The organism is Herbaspirillum sp. UBA812 (genome assembly GCF_002296545.1).
Classification (GTDB): domain Bacteria; phylum Pseudomonadota; class Gammaproteobacteria; order Burkholderiales; family Burkholderiaceae_D; genus Herbaspirillum; species Herbaspirillum huttiense.
In genome coordinates, this window is the sequence record NZ_DBIC01000358.1 from 1 (window position 1) to 19,153 (window position 19,153).

The following is a 19,153-nucleotide window of genomic DNA, read 5'->3' on the forward strand; positions in this document are numbered from 1 at the left end:
GTTCTGGATGTTGACGTAGGTATCCCCCGCCGCATAGCCGCCGCTGCCGGTGCCATGGAACAAGTCCACCACGACCGCCGTGCTGCCCGAGCGCGCGTAATTGACCGTGTTGTTGCCGGCCCCGCCATCAAAGGCGTTGGCCACGCTGCTGGCATAGAAGGTATCGTTGCCCGAGCCGCCGGTGAGGTTGGCGATGTTGGTGAAGGTATCGCCCACCGCATAGGTACCGGTCGCCGCCAGCGTATTGGTGAGGTCCACCGTCACACCGCCGGTATCGTACTCGTAGCTGACCGTATCGACCCCGCCGCTGCCGCCATCGAACTTGTTGGCCTGAGTGCTGGCCTTGAACAGATCGCTGGAGGCGCTGCCGATGACGTTGTCGATATTGACCAGGATATCGCCCTGGGCGTCGCCGCCGGTGCCGGTACCGTTCTTGAGGTCGATGGTCACCGCCGCTCCCGAACCGGCATAGGAGGCATAAGTGAAGGCGCGATTGGCCAGCACCGCCGTAATGGTGTCGGCCCCGCCGCCGCCTTCCAGCACGGACTGCGTCCCCACCGTGGCAAAGCCGGTCAGCGTGTCGTTTTGGGCACTGCCGACCACGTTCTCGATGGCGGTGTAAGTGTCGCCCTGCGCATAGTTGCCGCTGCCCACGCCGGTGGACAGGTTCACCGTCACGCCGGTGCTGTCGCTGCTGGTGGAGAGCGAATAGTTGACCGTATCGGAACCACCCGCGCCGCCGTTGAACTTGTTGGCATTGGCGCTGGCGAAGAAGGTGTCGTTGAGACTGCTGCCGATGACGTTGTCGATGTTGAACAGCGTATCGCCCAGGGCATCGCCACCGGTGCCGGTGCCGGCCTGCAGGTTGATGCTCACACCCGCTGACGAACCCGCATACGAGGCGTAGGTGTCGGCACGGTTGGCCACCACCGCAGTGAGGCTGTCGGCCCCCTGGCCGCCGGTCAGCACCGAAGCGACGCCGGCCGTCGCGTAGCCGGTCAGGGTATCGGCCCAGGCGCTGCCGATCACGTTCTGGATGTTGGCATAGGTATCGCCCTGGGCGTAGTTGCCGCTGCCGACACCGGTCGAAAGATTCACCGTCACGCCGGTGGAGCTGTTGCTGCTCGGCGTACCCGCATAGCTGACCGTATTGGAACCGGCGCCGCCGTCCAGGAAGTTCACTGCCTGGCTGGCCACGATGGTGTCGTTGCCGCTGCCGCCGGTGGCATCCTGGATGTTGGCGTAGGTATCGCCATTGGCCAGGCTGCCCGTGCCGCCGCTGCCGGTACCGGTGAGCAGGTTGATGGTTTCATCAGCGGTCGAGTTGACGTAGCTCACGCGGTTGTGCAGCGAGCCGGTGCCGCCATCGAGCGCGTTGGCCGCCGCGCTGGCGATGAAGACATCATCGGCGGTACCGCCGGTGGCGTCCTGGATGTTGGTGTAGGTATCGCCGTTGGAGAGGCTGTTGGTACCGCCGGTGCCGGTGCCGTTGAACAGGTTGATGGTCTCCGAGACGGTCGAGGTGCTGTAGTTGACGCGGTTGTGGGTGCCGCCACCGCCATCGAATTTGTTGGCCGCGCTGTTGCCGTAGAAGGTGTCGTTGCCGCCACCACCGGTGACATCCTGGATGTTGATGTAGGTATCGCCATTGGCCAGGCTGCCCGTGCCGCCACTGCCGGTGCCGGTGACCAGGTTTACGGTTTCGTCGGCGCTGGAATTGGCATAGCTGACCAGGTTGTGCGAGGTCGACGTACTGGTACCGCCGTCGAAGAAGTTGGCCGCGCTGTTGGCGATGAAGACGTCATCGGCCGAGCCGCCCGTGACATCCTGGATGTTGGCATAGGTATCGCCATTGGCCAGGCTATTTGCGCCACCGCTGCCGGTGCCGTTGAACAGGTTGACCGTTTCAGCCACGGTGGAGCTGCTGTAGTTGACACGGTTGTGGCTGCCGCCACCGCCATCGAAGAAGTTGGCGGCCGTCGTACCGTAGAAGGTGTCATTGCCGCTGCCACCGGTCACGTCCTGGATGTTGGTATAGGTATCGCCATTGGCCAGGCTGTTGGTGCCGCCGCTGCCGGTGCCTGCGATCAGGTTGACGGTTTCATCGGCCGTGGAGTTGGAATAATTGACCCGGTTGTGCGTGCCGCCACCGCCATCAAAATTGTTGGATGCGCTGTTGCCGTAGAAGGTGTCGTTGCCGCTGCCACCGGTCGCATCCTGGATGTTGGTGTAGGTGTCGCCGGCGGCAAGCGTGCCGCTGCCCAGTCCCGTGAAGAGGTTGATGGTTTCGTCAGCTGCGGAGTTGACATAGCTGACGCGGTTGTGCGAACTGGCCGTGCTGGTGCCGCCATCGAAATAGTTGGCCGCCGCGCTGGCCACGAAGAGATCGTCAGCCGAACCGCCGGTGGCGTCCTGGATGTTGGTGTAGGTGTCGCCATTGGCCAGGCTGCCGGTGCTGCCCGTGCCATTGCCGGTGAACAGGTTGATCGTCTCCGAGACGGTGGAGGTGCTGTAGCTGACCCGGTTGTGGCTGCCGCCGCCGCCATCGAAATTGTTGGCGGCGGTGTTGCCGTAGAAGGTGTCGTTGCCACCGCCGCCGGTGACGTCCTGAATGTTGACGTAGGTGTCGCCATTGGCCAGGCTGCCGGTGCCGCCACTGCCCAGTCCGGTCACCAGGTTGACGGTTTCGTCAACGGTGGAATTGGTATAGCTCCCCCGGTTGTGCAACGAGCCGGTGCCGCCATCGAAATTGTTGGCCGCCGCGCTGGCCGTGAAAACGTCATCGGCGGTACCGCCGGTCACGTCCTGGATGTTGGTGTAGGTATCACCATTGGCCAGGCTGCCGGTGCTGCCCGTGCCGGTCCCGGTGAACAGGTTCACCGATTCGGAGACGGTGGAACCGCTGTAGTTGACCCGGTTGTGGCTGCCGCCACCGCCATCGAAACGGTTTGCCACGGCATTGCCGTAGAACGTGTCGTTGCCGCTGCCGCCGGTAGCGTCCTGGATGTTGGTGTAGGTATCGCCTGCGGCCAGGCTGCCGGTACCGCCACTCCCCTGGCCGGTGATCAGGTTGACCGTTTCATCGACACTGGAATTGGCATAGCTGACGCGGTTGTGCGTGCCACCGCTGCCATCGAAATTGTTGGCCGCGGCATTGGCGATGAAGGTGTCATCGGCGCTGCCGCCGGTCACGTCCTGGATATTGACGTAGGTGTCGCCATTGGCCAGGCTGCCCGTACCGCCCGTGCCCACGCCATTGAACAGGTCCACGGTCTCGGCCACGCTCGAGTTGACGTAGCTCACGCGATTGTGCGAACTGGACGTGCTGCTGCCGCCATCGATGAAGTTGGCAGCCACGTTGGCGATGATGAGGTCATCGCCCGAACCGCCGGTCACATCCTGGATGTTGGTGTAGGTATCACCCGCCGCATAGGTGCCGCTGCCGCTGCTGGTGAAGAGGTTGATGGTCTCGCTGGCGGTCGAGTGCGCATAGCTGACGCGGTTGTGCAGCGAGCCCGTGCCGCCGTCGAAATTGTTGGCCGCGAGACTGGCGACGAAGGTGTCGTCGTAGATGCTGCCGGTGAGGTCCTGCACATTGACCAGCTTGTCGCCGGCCGCATAGCCACCGAAGGTGCCGCTGCCGTTGCTGAAGCTCAGGTCCACCGTGACCGCGGCATCCGAGCTGGCATAGCTGACGCGGTTGTGCGAGCTGGCCGTACTGGAGCCGCCATCGATGCTGTTGGCTTCGCTGCTGGCGATGATCACATCGTCCAGCGCAGAGCCGATCACGTTCTGGATGCCGGTATAGGTATCGCCTGCGGCAAAGCCGCCACTGCCACTGCCGGTCACCAGGTTGACGGTGACGGCTGCCGTCGAGAAGGCGTAGCTGACCGTATTGGAACCGAGCCCGCCGGCAAAGACGTTGGTGTTGCTGTCGGCGATGAAGGTGTCATCGTAGGCCGAGCCGATCACGTTCTGGATGCCGCTGTAGGTATCTCCCCCCGCAAAGCCGTTGCTGCCGGTGCCATGGAACAGGTCCACGGTGACGCCGTTGCCGTCACTGGCCTTGGCGTAGCTGACCGTATTGGTGCCGCCCCCGCCGACGAAGTCGTTGGCCGCCAGGCTGGCGATGAAGGTGTCGTTGCCGGAGCTGCCGGTGACGTTCTGGATGTTGACGTAGGTATCGTTGTCGGCATAGCCGCCGCTACCGCTGCCCAATACCAGGTCCACCGTAACCCCGGCGTTCGATGCGGCATAGCTGACCCGGTTCGAGCCGGCCCCGCCGTCGAAGTTGTTGGCTGCTGCACTGGCCACGAAGGTGTCATTGCCGACACCGCCCGTGAGGTCCTGGATGTTGGAGAGCTTGTCACCCTGCGCATAGCCGCCGGATGTGCCGGTGTCATCGGTGAAGTTCAGGTCCACCGTCACTGCGGTGGTAGAGGCGGCATAGCTGACGCGGTTGTGGTTGGAGCCCGCGCCATCAAAGGTATTGGCGTCGGCGCTGGCCACGAAGGTGTCGTCGTAGGCGCTGCCGATCAGGTTCTGGATATGCGCCAGCACGTCGCCCTGGGCATAGCCGCCGGAGGTGCCGGTGCCGTCGGTGTGGGTCAGGTCGACCGTCACTGCGGCATTGGAGTTGGCATAACTGACCGTATCCGAACCGCCCAGTCCGCCGTTGAAATTGTTGGCGGCGGCACTGGCGATGAAGGTATCGGAGTAGGAGCTGCCGACGATGTTCTGGATGTTGGTGTAGGTATTGTTCTGCGCGTAGCCGCCGCTGCCGCTCATGGTGATCATGTTCACCGTGACCGCGCCGGTGGAGGCACCGTAGTTCACCGTATCGGAGCCACCGCTGCCGCCATCGAAGTGTACGCTGTCCACGCCGGCGATGAAGACGTCATCGAAGGCCGAGCCGACCGCATTCTGGATGTGGTTGTAAGTGTCGCCTTCGGCATAGCCGCCCGTGCCGCGTCCGGACACGAAGTTGATCGACACGCCGGCCGTCGAGCCGGCATAGCTGACGGTATCGCTGCCGCCGCTGCCGCCGTCGAAGCTGTTGGCGTCGGCGCTGCCGACGAAGGTATCGTTGAAGGCGGTGCCGATCACGTTCTGGATGCGGACGTAGGTATCCCCCGCCGCCGCTCCGCCGCTGCCCACGCCGCTTTGCAGGTTGACGTTCACGCCGGCATTGGAGCTGGCGTAGGACACCGTATTGGAGCCCGATCCGCCATCAAAACGATTGGCCTCGCCACTGGCGACGAAGATGTCGTTGTAGTCGCTGCCGATGACGTTCTGGATATGTGTATAGGTATCGCCCTGCGCGTATCCGCCCGTACCGGTGCCAGTGACCAGGTTGACTGTCACGGCACTGTTCGAGGAAGCGTACGACACTGTATCGGACCCGCCGCTGCCACCGTCCAGTCGATTGACCGCCGCGTTGGCGACGAAGGTATCGCTGAAGGCACTGCCGCGCAGGTTCTGGATGTTGCTCAGCTGGTCGCCCTGGGCATCGCCGCCGGTGCCGGTGCCGGTCACCAGGTTGACCGTCACGCCAGCCGATGAACCGGCATAGCTGGCCGTGTTGACGTTGGTGCCGGTGCTGTTGACGCCGCCCACGATCTGGTCGGCACCCGCGCCGCCCTCGAAGAAGGTATTGCCGGTGCCGCCGATGAGGACGTCGTTGCCGGTGCCGCCATAGATCACGTCATTGGCGTTGCTGCCATAGACGGTCACGCCGCCATTGCCGGCATGGATCTCGTGCGGCAGGCCCTGGGCCGGCAGGACCAGTACCGGGTCGCCGGTGGCCGGATCAAGATAGCTCAGGTCGCCATAGCCGGTGGCATCCTTGATGGCCACGTGGCGCGTGTCGTTGAGGGTGAGCTGGCCATTGGAGGTGGCCACCACGGTACTGAAGCTCAGATCGAAGGCCTGGTGTACCGGTGAGGCTGAATTGGCTTCCACCGTACTGTACTGGAACTGTAACGGGAAGTCGGTCTGGCCGGCCGCCACCGTCATCTGGAAGCGTCCGCCACCAAGGTCGGTACCGTTGACGATGGACATCCCCGCCGGCACACCCGAGACCGTCACCGACAGCACCGTGCCATTGCCGGTGATGGTGACGTCGAACACCTTGATGAAGGTGCCGGCATTGTTGCCCGCCGCGTAGATGGTATGCACGCTGTCGGGCGCATTGATGACCTGGGTGCTGAACTGCAGCGGCAGGCCGGCGTCGGTGGCCGAGACCGGAATGCCGCCGCTGCCCAAGAGCGTGTCGCCGGTTTGCGTGGTGGTGGCCAGGTTGACCAGCTTGATCGCCATCGACGGTTGCGAGGGATCGACCACGATGGTGGACGGCTTGCTGCCCGGACGTTCCGGCGGCAGTTGCGGTTCCACCGGCTTGACCGGCGCTTCGTTGGCGTTGGGATTGGCGGTCTGGGCAATCACCGATTGTGGCTGGACCGGTTGCGTGGTCGGCTGCGACTGCGAGGCCGCTGCGGCGGCCGCCGTGCTGGTCACGGTCGAATGGCTGGTGTCGCCGGCCGTCAGCGGGCCGGTGGAATTGGCGGTCTTGCCGGTGCCGCTGCTGCTGGTCAGCGAGGCGGCGTTGTCACTGATGATCTGGGCGAACTGGGTCGCACCTTCACTGCCGACGCTAGCCGAGTTGCGGTCCACCGTCACTTGCTGGGCCGGGGCCACGTTGGGCGCAGAGGCTACCGGATCGGAATTGAGCACGCGCGACTGGTCGTTCGGCTTGAGCGAGATCTTGCCCACGGTATCGAGCAGCTTGCCGGTATCGGCGCTGGTGTCGGCGAACCTGACCTTGGACTTGTCGTCCATGGCTTCCATGGCCCCGCCGGCCAGCACCACCTTGGTGCCGTCGGCCATGTGCAGCACCATGTCCACGTCGACCACCTGCACGTGCTGCACGGCCGCGCGGTTGGCGCTGACCTGGAAGCTGCCGGCCTGGTCGGGCATGACCACGCGCACGGGTCCTGCTACCTTGTCCGCGGAGTTCGCTTGTGATGAGCTTGCGGTTGCCATGTTTCCTCGCTATCGAAGATCGTTCGGATGTCGAATCTGAATCTGAATCTGAAACTGAATCTGGTTCGGGGTGATCCTGCCGGGCAGGATCACTGCAAAATCTGGTCGCGCGGTCCGTCTGCCACGATGCGCCCGCCGTCGATGACGATGATGCGGTCCACGTGGCGCAACAGCGCCGGGCTATGGGTGGCCACCACCAGCGTGCGCGGGCCGGCATAGGCCGCCAATCGCTCGATGATGCGGGCCTCGGTTTGCTGGTCCACGCCGGTAGTCGGTTCGTCCAGCAGCAGGATGCGCGGGGTGCAGGCGATCACGCGCGCCAATGCCACCATCTGGCGCTGGCCGCCGGAGAGATTGCCGGGGGCCTTGATGGCCTGGTCCAGGCGCAGCTCGCCGCGCGCGATCAGGTCATCCAGTGACGACACCGCCAGCGCCGCTTCATAGACCTGCCCCGGCACGCGGTCGCCCACGAAGATGTTGGCCGCTACCGTGCCATCGAACAGGAAGGGTTCCTGCGGCTTGAAGCCGATGCAGCGCATCCGTACCTCGGGGGCATAGGCCGTCACGGCCACGCCATCGATCAGGACATGCCCTTCGTCGGGCTGGTGCAGGCCGGCCAGGGCACGCAGCAGTGTCGACTTGCCCGAGCCGGAACGCCCGACCAGGCCGACCTTCTCGCCGGGCTGGATGGTCAGCGAGATGTTTTTCAAGGTGGCGTTTTCCTTCTGGTCCAGGTGCAGCAGCAGATTGCCGACCTGGATCAGGCCGCGCATTTCCTGGCGCAGCACATCGGCCGTCGGCGTCTCTTTCTGCTCTTCGAACAGCTGGTCAAATTCGGCACGGGCGCGGCGGAACATCTCGATGCGGCCCAGGAGCGCCGCCAGCGACGACAGCACCGTGGTGGCGCGGCTGATCAGCAGCGAGCAGGCGATCAGCGCGCCGACGGTGAGCAGGTTGTCTTCCACCAGATAGACGCCCACCACCAGCGTGGCCACCGCAATGAAGGTGTAGCCCACGGTGGAGATGGCATAGCTGGTATTCATCCAGAAACGGCTCTTGGCCTGGGCTACGGCATTGGCACCGGCATCGGCCAGGAAGGCGCGCATGAGGCGGTCCTGCAGCGGCGTGGTCTTGAGCGTTTCCATGCCGTAGACGATGCTGGCCAGCTTGTCCACCTTGCCGGTACCGGCCTTCATGGCCGCATGCGCATAGTCATTGGCCGGGACTTTGAGCAGCAGCTGCATGCCGACCAGCAGCGCCCCGCCCACCAGCAGCACCCACACCATGTGGCCGCCAATGAGGCCCAGCACCACCAGGTACAGTGCGAGGAACGGCAGGTCCACCAGCAGCAGCATGTAGTTGGACGAGAGCAGGTCGCGTGCGGCCGAGAGATCACGGTAACGCGCCAGCACCACGCCCACCGGTGCTTGTACCTTGGCCGTCAGCAGGCGGCGTGCCGAGACTTCATCGAATTCGCCATCCAGGCGGCCGGCCAGTTGCTCGGTGTAATACACGCGGATGATGCGCAACACCAGCTCCAGCCCGATGAAGAGCAGCATGCCCAGCGTCAGCGCCCAGAGCGTTTCCGGGATGTGGTTGCCCAGCACCTTGTCGTAGATCAGCCGCGAATACAGCGGCATCAGCAGGCCCAGCAGGTTGACCAGGATGCCGGCCACGATGATCTCGACGAAGCGGCTGCCATAGGCGCGCAGCAGCGTCAGGTAAGTGGGATCGGCGCGCAGGTCCGTGCGGACTTGCGGCTGATCGATGTGGACCTGTTCGCTGGCGTTCATGATGCGTGGCGTTCGTCGTCAGACCGCGATCAGGCCTGGCCGCCGCGGTTGGTGGCGGTGATTTCGCGGATCGCTTCGCGCAGTTCCAGGCGCAGGTCCTTGACCATGGTCTGGCGGCCGGTACGCATCTCGTCGATGACGGTCTGCCAGTTGATGTTCTGGCGCATCAGGGCTTCGGTGATGGAGGTCAGCGATTGCGGGATGGCGCCCAGGTTCTTGACGCGATCGTTCTGCATCGCCATGTGCTTGGCCAGGTCGATCTGCAGCTGGCGTGCGGACAGCGCATCGCGCGCCATGTTGCTGGAGTTCTCGCCGATGGTGTTGCCCAGTTCGTTCAGGCGCGCCGCCACGGTGGCCTGCAGTTCGCCCTGGTACTGAATGGCACCCATCTCGTCGGCCAGGCGTACCGAGATCTGGTTCAGCAGTGCCGGCAGCTGCGCGATGTTCTGCGCATTCTTTTCGTTCATGTTGGAGATCTCGCCCTGCTGCGCCTGCAGCGAACTGAGCGCGGTGGACAGCGCCAGCTGGCCGGCCTGGATGGTGGAAACGATCTGCGGCATCACTTCGAAGGTGCGGTTGGCGATATCGCCATTGACCGAGAGGCGTTCTTCCAGCGAGGACAGGCTGTCGGAGAGATCGCGGGCCGAGGTGATCTTGGTGTTGATCAACTGGCCGACGTTGCGGATTTCTTCCAGCGTCTGCTGTGCGGTCTCATGCATGCGCGGGCCGAAGGCCACCAGCTGGCGCAGGCTGCGCGATTCTTCCATGCTGTCGTTGAAGAGCTGGACGATGTTGTTGAGGCGGTCGTTCAGGCCTTCGAGCTTGATGCCGGCCTGCAGCGAGGCTTCCGAACTGTTGCGCGCGGCCATGATGGATTCGCGCTGCAGCACCATCAGATCCTGCAGGAATTCGGCGAGGAAGGTCTCGGAGACGCCCTGGCGCTGCGTGGCTGCCGGGCCGCTCATGTCATGCACCACGTGCTGCACCATGTCGCTGATGCATTCACGGGCGCGCGTGACCAGCTTCTTGCTGGCCGCGCGCAGCGGCGTCAGGGTCAGGCCCAGCGCCAGCGAACCGATCAGGCCGAACATCGAGGCCGAGAAGGCGGTGCCCATCGAGGCCAGCGGCTTTTGCAGGTCGGCCACCAGGTGCATGAAGGAGGCATCCATGTCGCCGGCCGTGCTGGCCTTGCCGAAGCCATCGATCAGGGCAGCAGTGCTGACCAGGGTTTCCAGCAAGCCGATGAAGGTACCGAGCAGACCCAGCGCGATCATGAAGCCGGTCAGGAATTGCGGGAATTCGGTCTTGGCTTCGAGGTGCGCGCGCAGGTCGTGCAGCGAGCCTTCGATGGTTTCCTGTTCGATACGGGAAGTCAGCCGGCCCTTGGTGCTGGCTACGGACACCAGCACCTGGCCGATCTCGGTGCCTTCGAATTCAGGCGCTTTCACCAGGCTTTCCATCGATTCGCCGGCCTTGGTACGGTCGTAGAACTGGATCAGCTTGTCGTATTCCCAGTTGACGCGATACAGGTTGTAGAAGATCAGCGCAATGCCGAAGACCGCCACCGCGATGATGAACAGGTTCAGGAAGGGATTGATCTGGATCGCATGCCCCACGAATCCCCGGAACAGGAAAGCGCCCAACAGCAGCAGGAGCGTCGGGATGGCGGCAAGTGCGTAGAACTGGCGAAGGTTTTTCATACGTGCGAGGTTCCGGAGAAAAGAACGCAGGGAAAGTGGATGGTGCAGAAAACGTCAACCGCCGCAAAGCCTTGGTGGATGTGGCTTTGCGGCGAGCAATAAAGCAATTCAGGCAGTGCGGCGCGGTTCATCGCGGCTCCCGCAGGGCACCCTGGCCGAAGCGCGACAGCGGCGACATCAAGTACTGCCACACCGTGCGGCGGCCGACGATGATGTCGGCGCTGGCGGTCATGCCGGGCATCAGGGCCAGCTTGCGCTGCAGATCGTTATCGCCGCGCTGGACGGCGATCTTGATGCGGTAGCTGCGCTCGCCGCGCGGATTGTTTTCATCGGGGACGGTGTCGGCGCTGATCTCGGTGACCACGCCTTCCATGGCGCCATACACGCCGTAGTCATAGGCCGAGACCTTCACGCGCGCCTTGGCCCCGGTGGCCAGTTCGGCGCGGTCAGTTGGGGAGATGCGGGCTTCAATGACCAGCTTGTCGTCGCTGGGGGTCATCTCGATGATCGGGTCGCCGGGCCGCACCACGCCACCCACGGTATTGATCATCACGCGGTTGACCACGCCGTCCATGGGCGCTTTCACTTCCGAGCGCGATACGCGGTCGTTGCGCGATTTGATTTCTTCCTGCAGGCGCGCCAGTTCGGTTTCCGCCGCAGTGAGTTCGGCGCGGGCATCCGAACGGAAGCGCGATGACGCTTCGCCCATCTTGGCCTGCGATTCGGCGATGGCCGCTTTCAGGCGCGGGATCATGGCATCGTTGGCCGAGAGCTTGCTCTGCGCATCCTGCACGCGGGCGGCGGCCTGGATGTCTTCCAGCTGCGAGGCGGCATTGCGCTCGAGCATGTTGTGGATCAGCTTGTACTGGCGCTGTGCCAGGTCCAGTTCGCTGGCCTGGCTCTTCTGGCGGCTGACCGCTTCGCCCAGCTCGGCCTGGCGTTGCGCGGCCTGCTCGCGCAGCACCGACATTTCCTGCATGAGCTTGGCCGAGCGCGCGGCGAAGGCGGCCTGTTCGCTTTGGACAGCGGGATCATCGCGGTCGAGGTCAGCCGGCATCTGCAGGCTCGCAGCCCCGGCCGCTTCGGCCGAGAGGCGGGCGATCTTGGCACGCAGGCCGAGGATCTTGACGCGGCCTTCACCGAGATCGGCATTGGCACGCACATCGGCAATCGAGATCAGGGTCTGGCCCTTCCTGACCACCGCGCCCTCGCGCACCAGGATGGCGGAGACGATGCCGCCTTCCAGATGCTGGATGACCTGGTTGTGTTCGGAGGCGACGATGCGGCCACTGCCGCGCACCACCATATCGATGGGCGCCAGCATCGACCAGATCACCAGCAAGGCCAGCAGCAGCGTGCAGGCCAGCACTGCCAGGCGCGGACGCGGCATGGCCTGCAGCTCGCCCAGGCGGCGGTCCAGGCGCGGTGCCACGCGGCGCATGAAGCCCTTGCCGCGGGAACTGATCCCGTGGCCGGTGCCGGGCTTGAGCGAGAGCGTCATTTTGCCGAGGCCTGGTATTGCACGATCACGCGCGCATCATTGCCGCTGCCGTTTTCATCGGTGGCCACGCGGCTGGTGACGCGTTCCTTGTCCACGCCGGCATCGATCAGGTAATTGCGGACCGCAACGGTGCGATAGTAGGCACGCCGCCGGCTCTCGCTGTAGGCACCGCTGCCGATCACGCCGGTGACGACGATCTTGCCCTGGCTGGACTTGGCGCGGCGCACCCAGTCGCCGATGCTCTTGTCCAGCGCTTTGCTGCCCTCGTCATTCAACTGGGTAGAATCGGCATCGAAGTTCAGGGTCACCGCTTTTTCGTTGGCATCGATGCGCAGGCCGGGCGCGACTTCCTTGTCGTTGGGTTCGGTCTTGACCTGGATCGCATTGGGGCTGGAGGGTGCGGCAGCGCTGCGCAGACTGCCGTTGTCGGACTGCAGGGGCGGCGCGGCCAGCTTGGCTTTCAGGCTGGCCACTTCGCGTTTGAGCTGTTCGATTTCCTGCGCCTTCTCGCGCTCGCCGGGCGTTTCGGCACTGTTGATGCTGGTGCTGTCGGCGGTGGCAATGGTGTCGGTCTTCCTGGCCTTGGATTCACCCACGACCTGCGTCTGGCCCTGCGAGATCAGCTTGCTGACCTTCATCTGCGCCAGCTTCTGCGAGTAGTAGAACAGCGTCACCACGAACACCACCACCACGAAGATCATCACCAGCACCACGTTGGACAGCGCGTCCACGAAGCCTGGCCAGAAATTCTGTTCCTTGCCGCCCTCCATCATTCCCCCGTCTTGTTGGCCGCCCGCGTGGGCAGGGTTTCCAGTGCCGATGCGCGACCGGTGTTGCGCAGGATCTGGTAGCTGATATCGGCCTGCTGGAACAACAGGTTGGCAAAGTCCATGCGCGCCTGATAGGCCTGCTGGTAGGCGTCCAGCACGTCCAGCAATTGCTTGCTGCCGGTGGAGAGCTGTTCCAGGAAGACATCGGCCACGTTGGCATTGGTGAGATAGGCCTGGCGCGAAATCTCCATGCGCTTTCTCACCGCGCCCAGGGTGCGGTAATTGATCTCGATCTGCTCACGCAATTTGCGTTCCAGGTCGAGCGCGGTGTTGCTCTTTTCCACGTACTTGGCACCGGCCTGCTTGCTGTAATACATGTCCGAGCCGCCATTGAGCAGGTTCATGCTCACCACCATCATCAGGCGGCGGTCGGTGGTCAGCTGCAAGGTGTTGTCGGTGGTGTCGATGGCACCGCCTGCACCGCGGGTCTTGGTCTGGGTCCATTCCAGGGCCAGCGTGGGCGAGAACTTGGCGCGCGCCGACTTCAGTTCCTGATTGGCCGCGTCCACATCGCGCCGCGCGGCACGCACGCCGGGGTTGGTCTCGTAGACATCCTGCAGGGCCAGCTTGGAGGTATCCGGCACGGTCGGCATCATGTGGTCCGGCACTTCGATCTGCTCGATCTTGCGGCCGGTGATCTGGTTCAGCGACACCATGGCGCTCTCCAGCGCGCCTTCGGCCTCGGCCACGGCGGACTGGGCCGTGAGCGAGCGGCCGCGCACGCGTTCAAAGTCGATGCGGCTGGCACCGCCGCCTTCGAGGCGCTTGCTCATGTAATCCAGCAAGGCGCCCATGCGCTGGGCGTAGCTGCGCGAGAACGACAGCGTGGCATACGCGCGCATGACGTCGTAATACGCCTTGATGGCGTTGTAATACAGGGTCTCGCGGGCATCGTCGCGGCGCAGGTCGGCGGCGTCGGCCAGCGAGCTGCTCTTGCGGTAGTCGTAATACGAACCGGGCGCGAAGATGGGCTGGCGGCCGATCAGCGTCACATCCCAGCGCTTGTGGTACGAGGCGCGCTGGATCAGGCCGGTATTGGGATCGATCACCGAGGACGGCGAAGAATATTCATTGCCCTTCTGCGCCCGCAGGTCCAGCGTCGGGCCGAGCTGGCCGGCCGTGGCCTTGGAGGCATAGCGCGCCTGGTCCGCTTGCGCGGAAGTGGCGGCGTAGCTGTAACTGTTGTTGAGCGCCAGGTCGAGCACGCTGCGCAGGCTCAGGTCCGGGACGGTCTCGCCTTCGGTGACGATGCTGATCTGCGGCAGGACGATCTGATTGCCCGAGAAGCTCGGATCGGACTGGCGCAGCAACAGCAGGATTTCATCCTGGGTCGAGGGCGGCGGGGTGTCGGCCGGCAAACCCGGCAGGCGGTAGTCCGTCGCCGATGGGCCGGCAGGATCGGCACCCAGCCGGATTTGCGGCGGAGCATCCAGTTTGTTGTCGAAGGTGGCCGGCGCGGCCGGTGTGGTTTGCATTATGACGGCGTCGGCTGGCGGCTTGTCAGCCGCCTGGGGCGCGGAATGCGCGGCCAAGCCCAATGAAACGCCCAGTATGAAACGCTTGCTTTTGAGAACTCTCATCAACACGATCAGCCGGTATCCCACCGGCCTCCCCTACCCAACCCGCATCCCAGGAAAGAATCGGCAGCCCTCGCTGCGATTCCCGTCATCAAGCCGGGGAGACTCCTGTTCTTTTTATGAGGGAGCGCCGGCTTGCACATCCGTTCGATCAGCCTGATCGAATTTGTTACCATTTTGTTAAAACAATTCTATCACCGGCGGATTGCAACTCAATTACAAATAGCCCGGAAAAATCGTTTAATTTCAATTGACTTGATAAAAGTTAACTTCGGCAATTATGGTCAGCTTGTTGCAGACATGCCATCAGGAAATACGCGAATGCTCACAAAGTGAACAAAAACACCAAAAATTGCGGTTGAAAAACCACAAGTCTCTCCCTATATCCTGCCCACAGACGATTACCTCTGCCTATTTCACTCATCCATTTCTTCAATTAAGGACAACCACATGGCAACCGAAAAACAGACCATGGGCTTCCAGGCCGAAGTCAAGCAACTGCTGCAATTGATGATCCACTCGCTGTATTCGAACAAGGAAATCTTCCTGCGCGAGCTGGTCTCCAACGCCTCCGACGCGGCCGACAAGCTGCGCTTCGAGGCCATTAACAATGGCAGCCTGTTCGAGGACGATCCGGAACTGAAGATCAAGATCAGCTTCGACAAGGCGGCGCGCACCATCACCATCTCCGACAACGGCATCGGCATGAACCGGGACGAGGCCATCTCGCACCTGGGCACCATCGCCAAGTCGGGCACCAAGGAATTCTTCTCGCGCCTGTCGGGCGACCAGCAGAAGGATGCCGCCCTGATCGGCCAGTTCGGCGTGGGCTTCTATTCGGGCTTCATCATCGCCGACCGCATCACGGTCGAGACGCGCCGTGCCGGCACCCCCGCTTCCGAAGGCGTGCGCTGGAAATCCGAAGGCGCGGGCGACTTCTCCATCGAGCAGATCACCAAGCCGGGCCGTGGCACCGACATCATCCTGCACCTGCGTGAAGGCGAAGATGAATTCCTCTCCGCATGGCAACTGAAGTCCATCATCCGCAAGTATTCCGACCACATCTCCCTGCCGATCCTGATGAACAAGGAAGAATGGGATGAGGAGAAGAAGGAAACCGTGCAGAAGGACGAGCTGGAGACGGTCAACCAGGCCAGCGCCCTGTGGACCCGCAGCAAGTCGGAGGTCACGCCCGAGCAATATGAAGAGTTCTACAAGCACGTCTCGCACGACTTCGGCGCGCCCCTGGCCTACACCCACAACCGCGTGGAAGGCCGCAGCGAATACACCCAGCTGCTCTACATCCCGGCGCGCGCCCCGTTCGACCTGTGGGACCGCAACAAGCGCGGCGGCATCAAGCTGTACGTCAAGCGCGTGTTCATCATGGACGATGCCGAGCAGCTGATGCCGGTGTACCTGCGCTTCGTCAAGGGCGTGATCGATTCGGCCGACCTGCCGCTGAACGTCTCGCGCGAGATCCTGCAGGAGTCGCGCGACGTGCGCGCCATCCGCGACGGTTCGGCCAAGCGCGTGCTGAGCCTGCTGGAAGAGCTGGCCAACAGCGAAGACCAGGCGCAGAAGGACAAGTACACCACCTTCTGGACCGAGTTCGGCCAGGTGTTGAAGGAAGGCATCGGCGAGGATGCGGCCAACAAGGAGCGCATCGCCAAGCTGCTGCGCTTTGCGTCCACCCACAATGACAGCGATGTGCAGAATGTTTCGCTGGCCGATTACCTGGGCCGCATGAAGGAAGGCCAGGACAAGATTTACTACGTCACTGCCGAGACGTACCAGGCCGCCAAGAACAGCCCGCACCTGGAAATCTTCCGCAAGAAGGGTGTGGAAGTACTGCTGCTGACCGACCGCGTGGACGAGTGGATGCTGTCCTTCCTGACCGAGTTCGAAGGCAAGGAACTGGCCTCGGTGGCCAAGGGCGGCCTGGACCTGGGCCAGCTGGAAAACGAAGCCGAGAAGAAGCAGCATGAAGAAACGCAAGCCGAGTACAAGGAACTGGTCGAGAAGATGAAGACCGCCCTGGGTGACAAGGCCAAGGAAGTGCGCGTGACTTTCCGCCTGACCGATTCCCCGGCTTGCCTGGTGGCCGACGAGAACGAACTGTCGGGCAACCTGGTGCGCATGTTGAAGGCAGCCGGCCAGGCGGCACCGGAATCCAAGCCCACGCTGGAAATCAACCCGGACCACCCGCTGGTGCAGCGCCTGAAATACGAAGAAGCGCGCTTCGACGACTGGTCGCACATCCTGTATGACCAGGCCCTGCTGGCTGAAGGCGGTGCACTGGCCGATCCGGCCAGCTTCGTCAAGCGCCTGAACGACATGCTGCTGGCCATGGCCGCCAAGTAAGTTCGTTCATCTGCCGGACCATGCCGGAATGGCCTGCCGGCAGCAGCGCCGCCTGCGGGGAAACTCGCAGGCGGCGTTTTCGTTCATATCGGCTTGCAGCCACGATGCTGGCTGGTTAACATCGGCCTATGGAATTGCACTTCATCAATCCCCGCAAGAACGCCCTCGCCTATCTGGTCAAGATCCTCTCCGGCTGCCTGATCCTGTGGTACGGGCTGCGCGCGCTGGGCATCGAGGAGCCCTACTGGGCCATGATTTCGCTCATCATCGTGACCGAGCCGGACATGACGGTGGCCAAGGCCAATTTCCGGGCGCGGCTGATCAACACGATTTCGGGCTGCATCGTGTCCTGCATCGCGCTGGTGATATTCGGGCCGACCTTTCTGGCCATGCTGGTGGCGCTGACCGCAGCGGTGGTGGTGGCCATGCTGCTGCAGAATTATCCGAGCAACTGGCGGCTGGGACCGGCGACCGTGGTGATCCTGCTGTCGGCGGCCTTCACCGGTAACGGCCTGAGCCAGGAACTGCACCTGGCCTTGATGCGCGTGGGGGAAGTGATCATCGGCAGTACGGTGGCGCTGTTGCAGACGGTGATCTACATGTGGCTGCTGAAATCCAAACAAACATCCGCCAACAATGACACCAGCTCATCCTGAAGAGCCCTTACTGCAGGGCCCCCGCGTACTCTTGCGGCGATGGCGAGCGGAGGATCGCGAAGCGCTGGCGGCGATCAACGCCGATCCGGTGGCCATGCAGCACTTTCCAAAATGCCTGACCCGAGCAGAGAGCAATGCCTTGGCCGACAAGATAGAAGAGCATTTCGTCCAGCATGGATTTGGCCCATGGGCTCTGGAGATCCCTGGCGTCAGCGAAATGGCCGGGGTCGTTGGCTTGATGCATGTCGGATTCGAGGCACATTTCACGCCAGCCATCGAAATCGGGTGGCGGCTGGCTCCCGCGCTCTGGGGCCGAGGCTATGTCACGGAGGCAGCGCGCTGCGCCCTGGATTTCGGCTTTCTGAGACTGGCGCTGCCAAGGATCGTTGCTTTTACGGTACCCGCCAACACGCGCTCGCTAGGGGTAATGCAGCGACTGGGCATGAGCTCGGAAATGAAAGATGACTTTGTCCATCCCCGTTTGCCAGCAGGTCACGCGTTGCGCCTGCACCGTCTCTACCAGATCCACCAGAGGACGTGGCGCAATTGGCGCAGCGGCGAGGATCTTCCCTTGATCGCCTGAAAAAAAAGCAGGGCCGCAGCCCTGCTTCTTCATACGCTTGGCAAAGATCAGTGCGTCACGCGGGTGGTACGGCCGTTGGACAGCAGACGCACGCGCTCACCGATGCGGAAAGGTTCATCTGCATCCTGGGTGATGGCACGCAGCTCGCCGTTATCCAGGCGCACCGTGATTTCCAGGCCCGGGCGGTTGTTCAGGTGGGCTTCAGCCTGGTTGCCCAGGACGCCACCCGCCAGCGCGCCGACGATACCGGCCGCCAGGGCACCATTGCCGCCGCCGATGTTGGAACCGGCCGCAATGCCGCCCAATGCTGCGCCGCCGAGGGTACCGACACCGCTCGAACCCTTGTCGATGGTGACGTTGCGGATCGACTCGACCACGCCCATGCGCACGGTCTGCTCACCCTGCGCCTGGCGGGTGTTGTAGACGCTGGCCGAGTTGGGGGTTACTGCGCAGCCGGCTACCAGGGAGCCCAGGGCTGCGATCACAATCAATTTCTTCATACTAAAAACTCCGACTGAGAACTGTTTGGCCCGTCTCCGGGCAGCGGGGGGATTCGAGCGTCCGCGCGAACGCAACATGATCGCGCATCCGGCGCGGAAGCACACATTCCTTTACATCTTAATACAAAGAGGCCGCGCGTCGACAATCGTTCCCGCAAGGACGTCTTCAGTAGGCGATGTTCCAACGCCGGTACAGGAAAGCCAGCACAAACAAGGGCCCGACCAGCAGAAAACGCAGGTCCTCGAAGAAGGATGGCTTTTTGCCTTCAATGCGGTGGCCGATGAACTGGCCGATCCAGGCCAGCACGAAAACCGTGGCCGATACCGGCAGGACCGCTCCCAAGGGCAGCCGCGCCAGCAGCACCAGCATTGCCGCCGACATGGCCAGCATGCCCACCGCAAAGGGCGGCGACAGGCGCAGGTACCAGGCCAGCGTAGCGGCAGCCACCAGCAGGGCCACGGCTGGCGACACGATCCAGCACAGCCCCAGCAGCGAAAACACGATGGCCGGCACGCAGATGCAGTGGATCAGTTCATTCATCGGATGGCGATGGCTCTCGGCATAGCGGGCCAGCAGTACATCGATGCGGCGCGGGGAAACGGTGCTGTCC

The 19,153-nt window shown here is 63.2% G+C and carries 11 protein-coding genes; 3 read left to right on the forward strand and 8 right to left on the reverse strand.

The annotated features are described in order from the left end of the window. From B3873_RS23780 to B3873_RS23805, 6 genes are all read right to left on the reverse strand, one after another. Window positions 1-6,975: calcium-binding protein (locus B3873_RS23780; RefSeq protein WP_286869414.1), on the reverse strand; the 6,975-nt coding region annotated here is incomplete at its 3' end. 155 nt (window positions 6,976-7,130) lie between these two features. After that, window positions 7,131-8,834, reverse strand: a complete 1,704-nt coding sequence (locus B3873_RS23785) for a peptidase domain-containing ABC transporter (protein ID WP_034336595.1) — start codon at window positions 8,832-8,834, stop codon at window positions 7,131-7,133. 29 nt (window positions 8,835-8,863) lie between these two features. Beyond that, window positions 8,864-10,534: a biopolymer transporter ExbB gene (locus B3873_RS23790; protein ID WP_134135100.1), complete on the reverse strand. Its 1,671-nt coding sequence runs from the start codon at window positions 10,532-10,534 to the stop codon at window positions 8,864-8,866. A 127-nt stretch (window positions 10,535-10,661) separates the two neighbouring features. Then, complete coding sequence (locus tag B3873_RS23795; protein WP_121039263.1) at window positions 10,662-12,035, reverse strand: HlyD family type I secretion periplasmic adaptor subunit; 1,374 nt, start codon at window positions 12,033-12,035, stop codon at window positions 10,662-10,664. After that, window positions 12,032-12,805, reverse strand: coding sequence for a cell envelope biogenesis protein OmpA (locus B3873_RS23800; RefSeq protein ID WP_198516499.1), 774 nt, complete (start codon window positions 12,803-12,805; stop codon window positions 12,032-12,034). Before B3873_RS23800 ends, B3873_RS23795 begins: the two co-directional genes overlap by 4 nt. Then, window positions 12,805-14,454 carry a TolC family protein gene (locus B3873_RS23805; protein WP_134135350.1) on the reverse strand — a complete coding sequence of 550 codons (1,650 nt, stop codon included), beginning with the start codon at window positions 14,452-14,454 and terminating at the stop codon, window positions 12,805-12,807. Before B3873_RS23805 ends, B3873_RS23800 begins: the two co-directional genes overlap by 1 nt. A gap of 438 nt (window positions 14,455-14,892) precedes the next feature. Here B3873_RS23805 and htpG point away from each other — a divergent pair, with 438 nt between their 5' ends. The 3 genes from htpG to B3873_RS23820 all read left to right on the forward strand — a co-directional run bounded on the left by htpG (window position 14,893) and on the right by B3873_RS23820 (window position 18,042). Next, complete coding sequence (htpG, locus tag B3873_RS23810) at window positions 14,893-16,803, forward strand: molecular chaperone HtpG (RefSeq protein WP_286869406.1); 1,911 nt, start codon at window positions 14,893-14,895, stop codon at window positions 16,801-16,803. 128 nt (window positions 16,804-16,931) lie between these two features. Then, window positions 16,932-17,459, forward strand: a complete 528-nt coding sequence (locus tag B3873_RS23815; RefSeq protein ID WP_276838802.1) for an FUSC family protein — start codon at window positions 16,932-16,934, stop codon at window positions 17,457-17,459. Continuing rightward, window positions 17,440-18,042 carry a GNAT family N-acetyltransferase gene (locus tag B3873_RS23820; RefSeq protein WP_286869408.1) on the forward strand — a complete coding sequence of 201 codons (603 nt, stop codon included), beginning with the start codon at window positions 17,440-17,442 and terminating at the stop codon, window positions 18,040-18,042. Before B3873_RS23815 ends, B3873_RS23820 begins: the two co-directional genes overlap by 20 nt. Window positions 18,043-18,089: 47 nt before the next feature. On the opposite strand, the gene B3873_RS23825 is transcribed toward B3873_RS23820, so the two are convergent. Together B3873_RS23825 and B3873_RS23830 are read right to left on the reverse strand one after the other, a co-directional pair. Next, entirely contained in the window at window positions 18,090-18,542 is a 453-nt protein-coding gene (locus B3873_RS23825) for a glycine zipper 2TM domain-containing protein (RefSeq protein WP_034336617.1), read from the reverse strand. Window positions 18,543-18,708: 166 nt separating this feature from the next. Then, a partial coding sequence (locus B3873_RS23830) for a DUF962 domain-containing protein (RefSeq protein ID WP_286869412.1) occupies window positions 18,709-19,153 on the reverse strand: 445 nt, incomplete at its 5' end.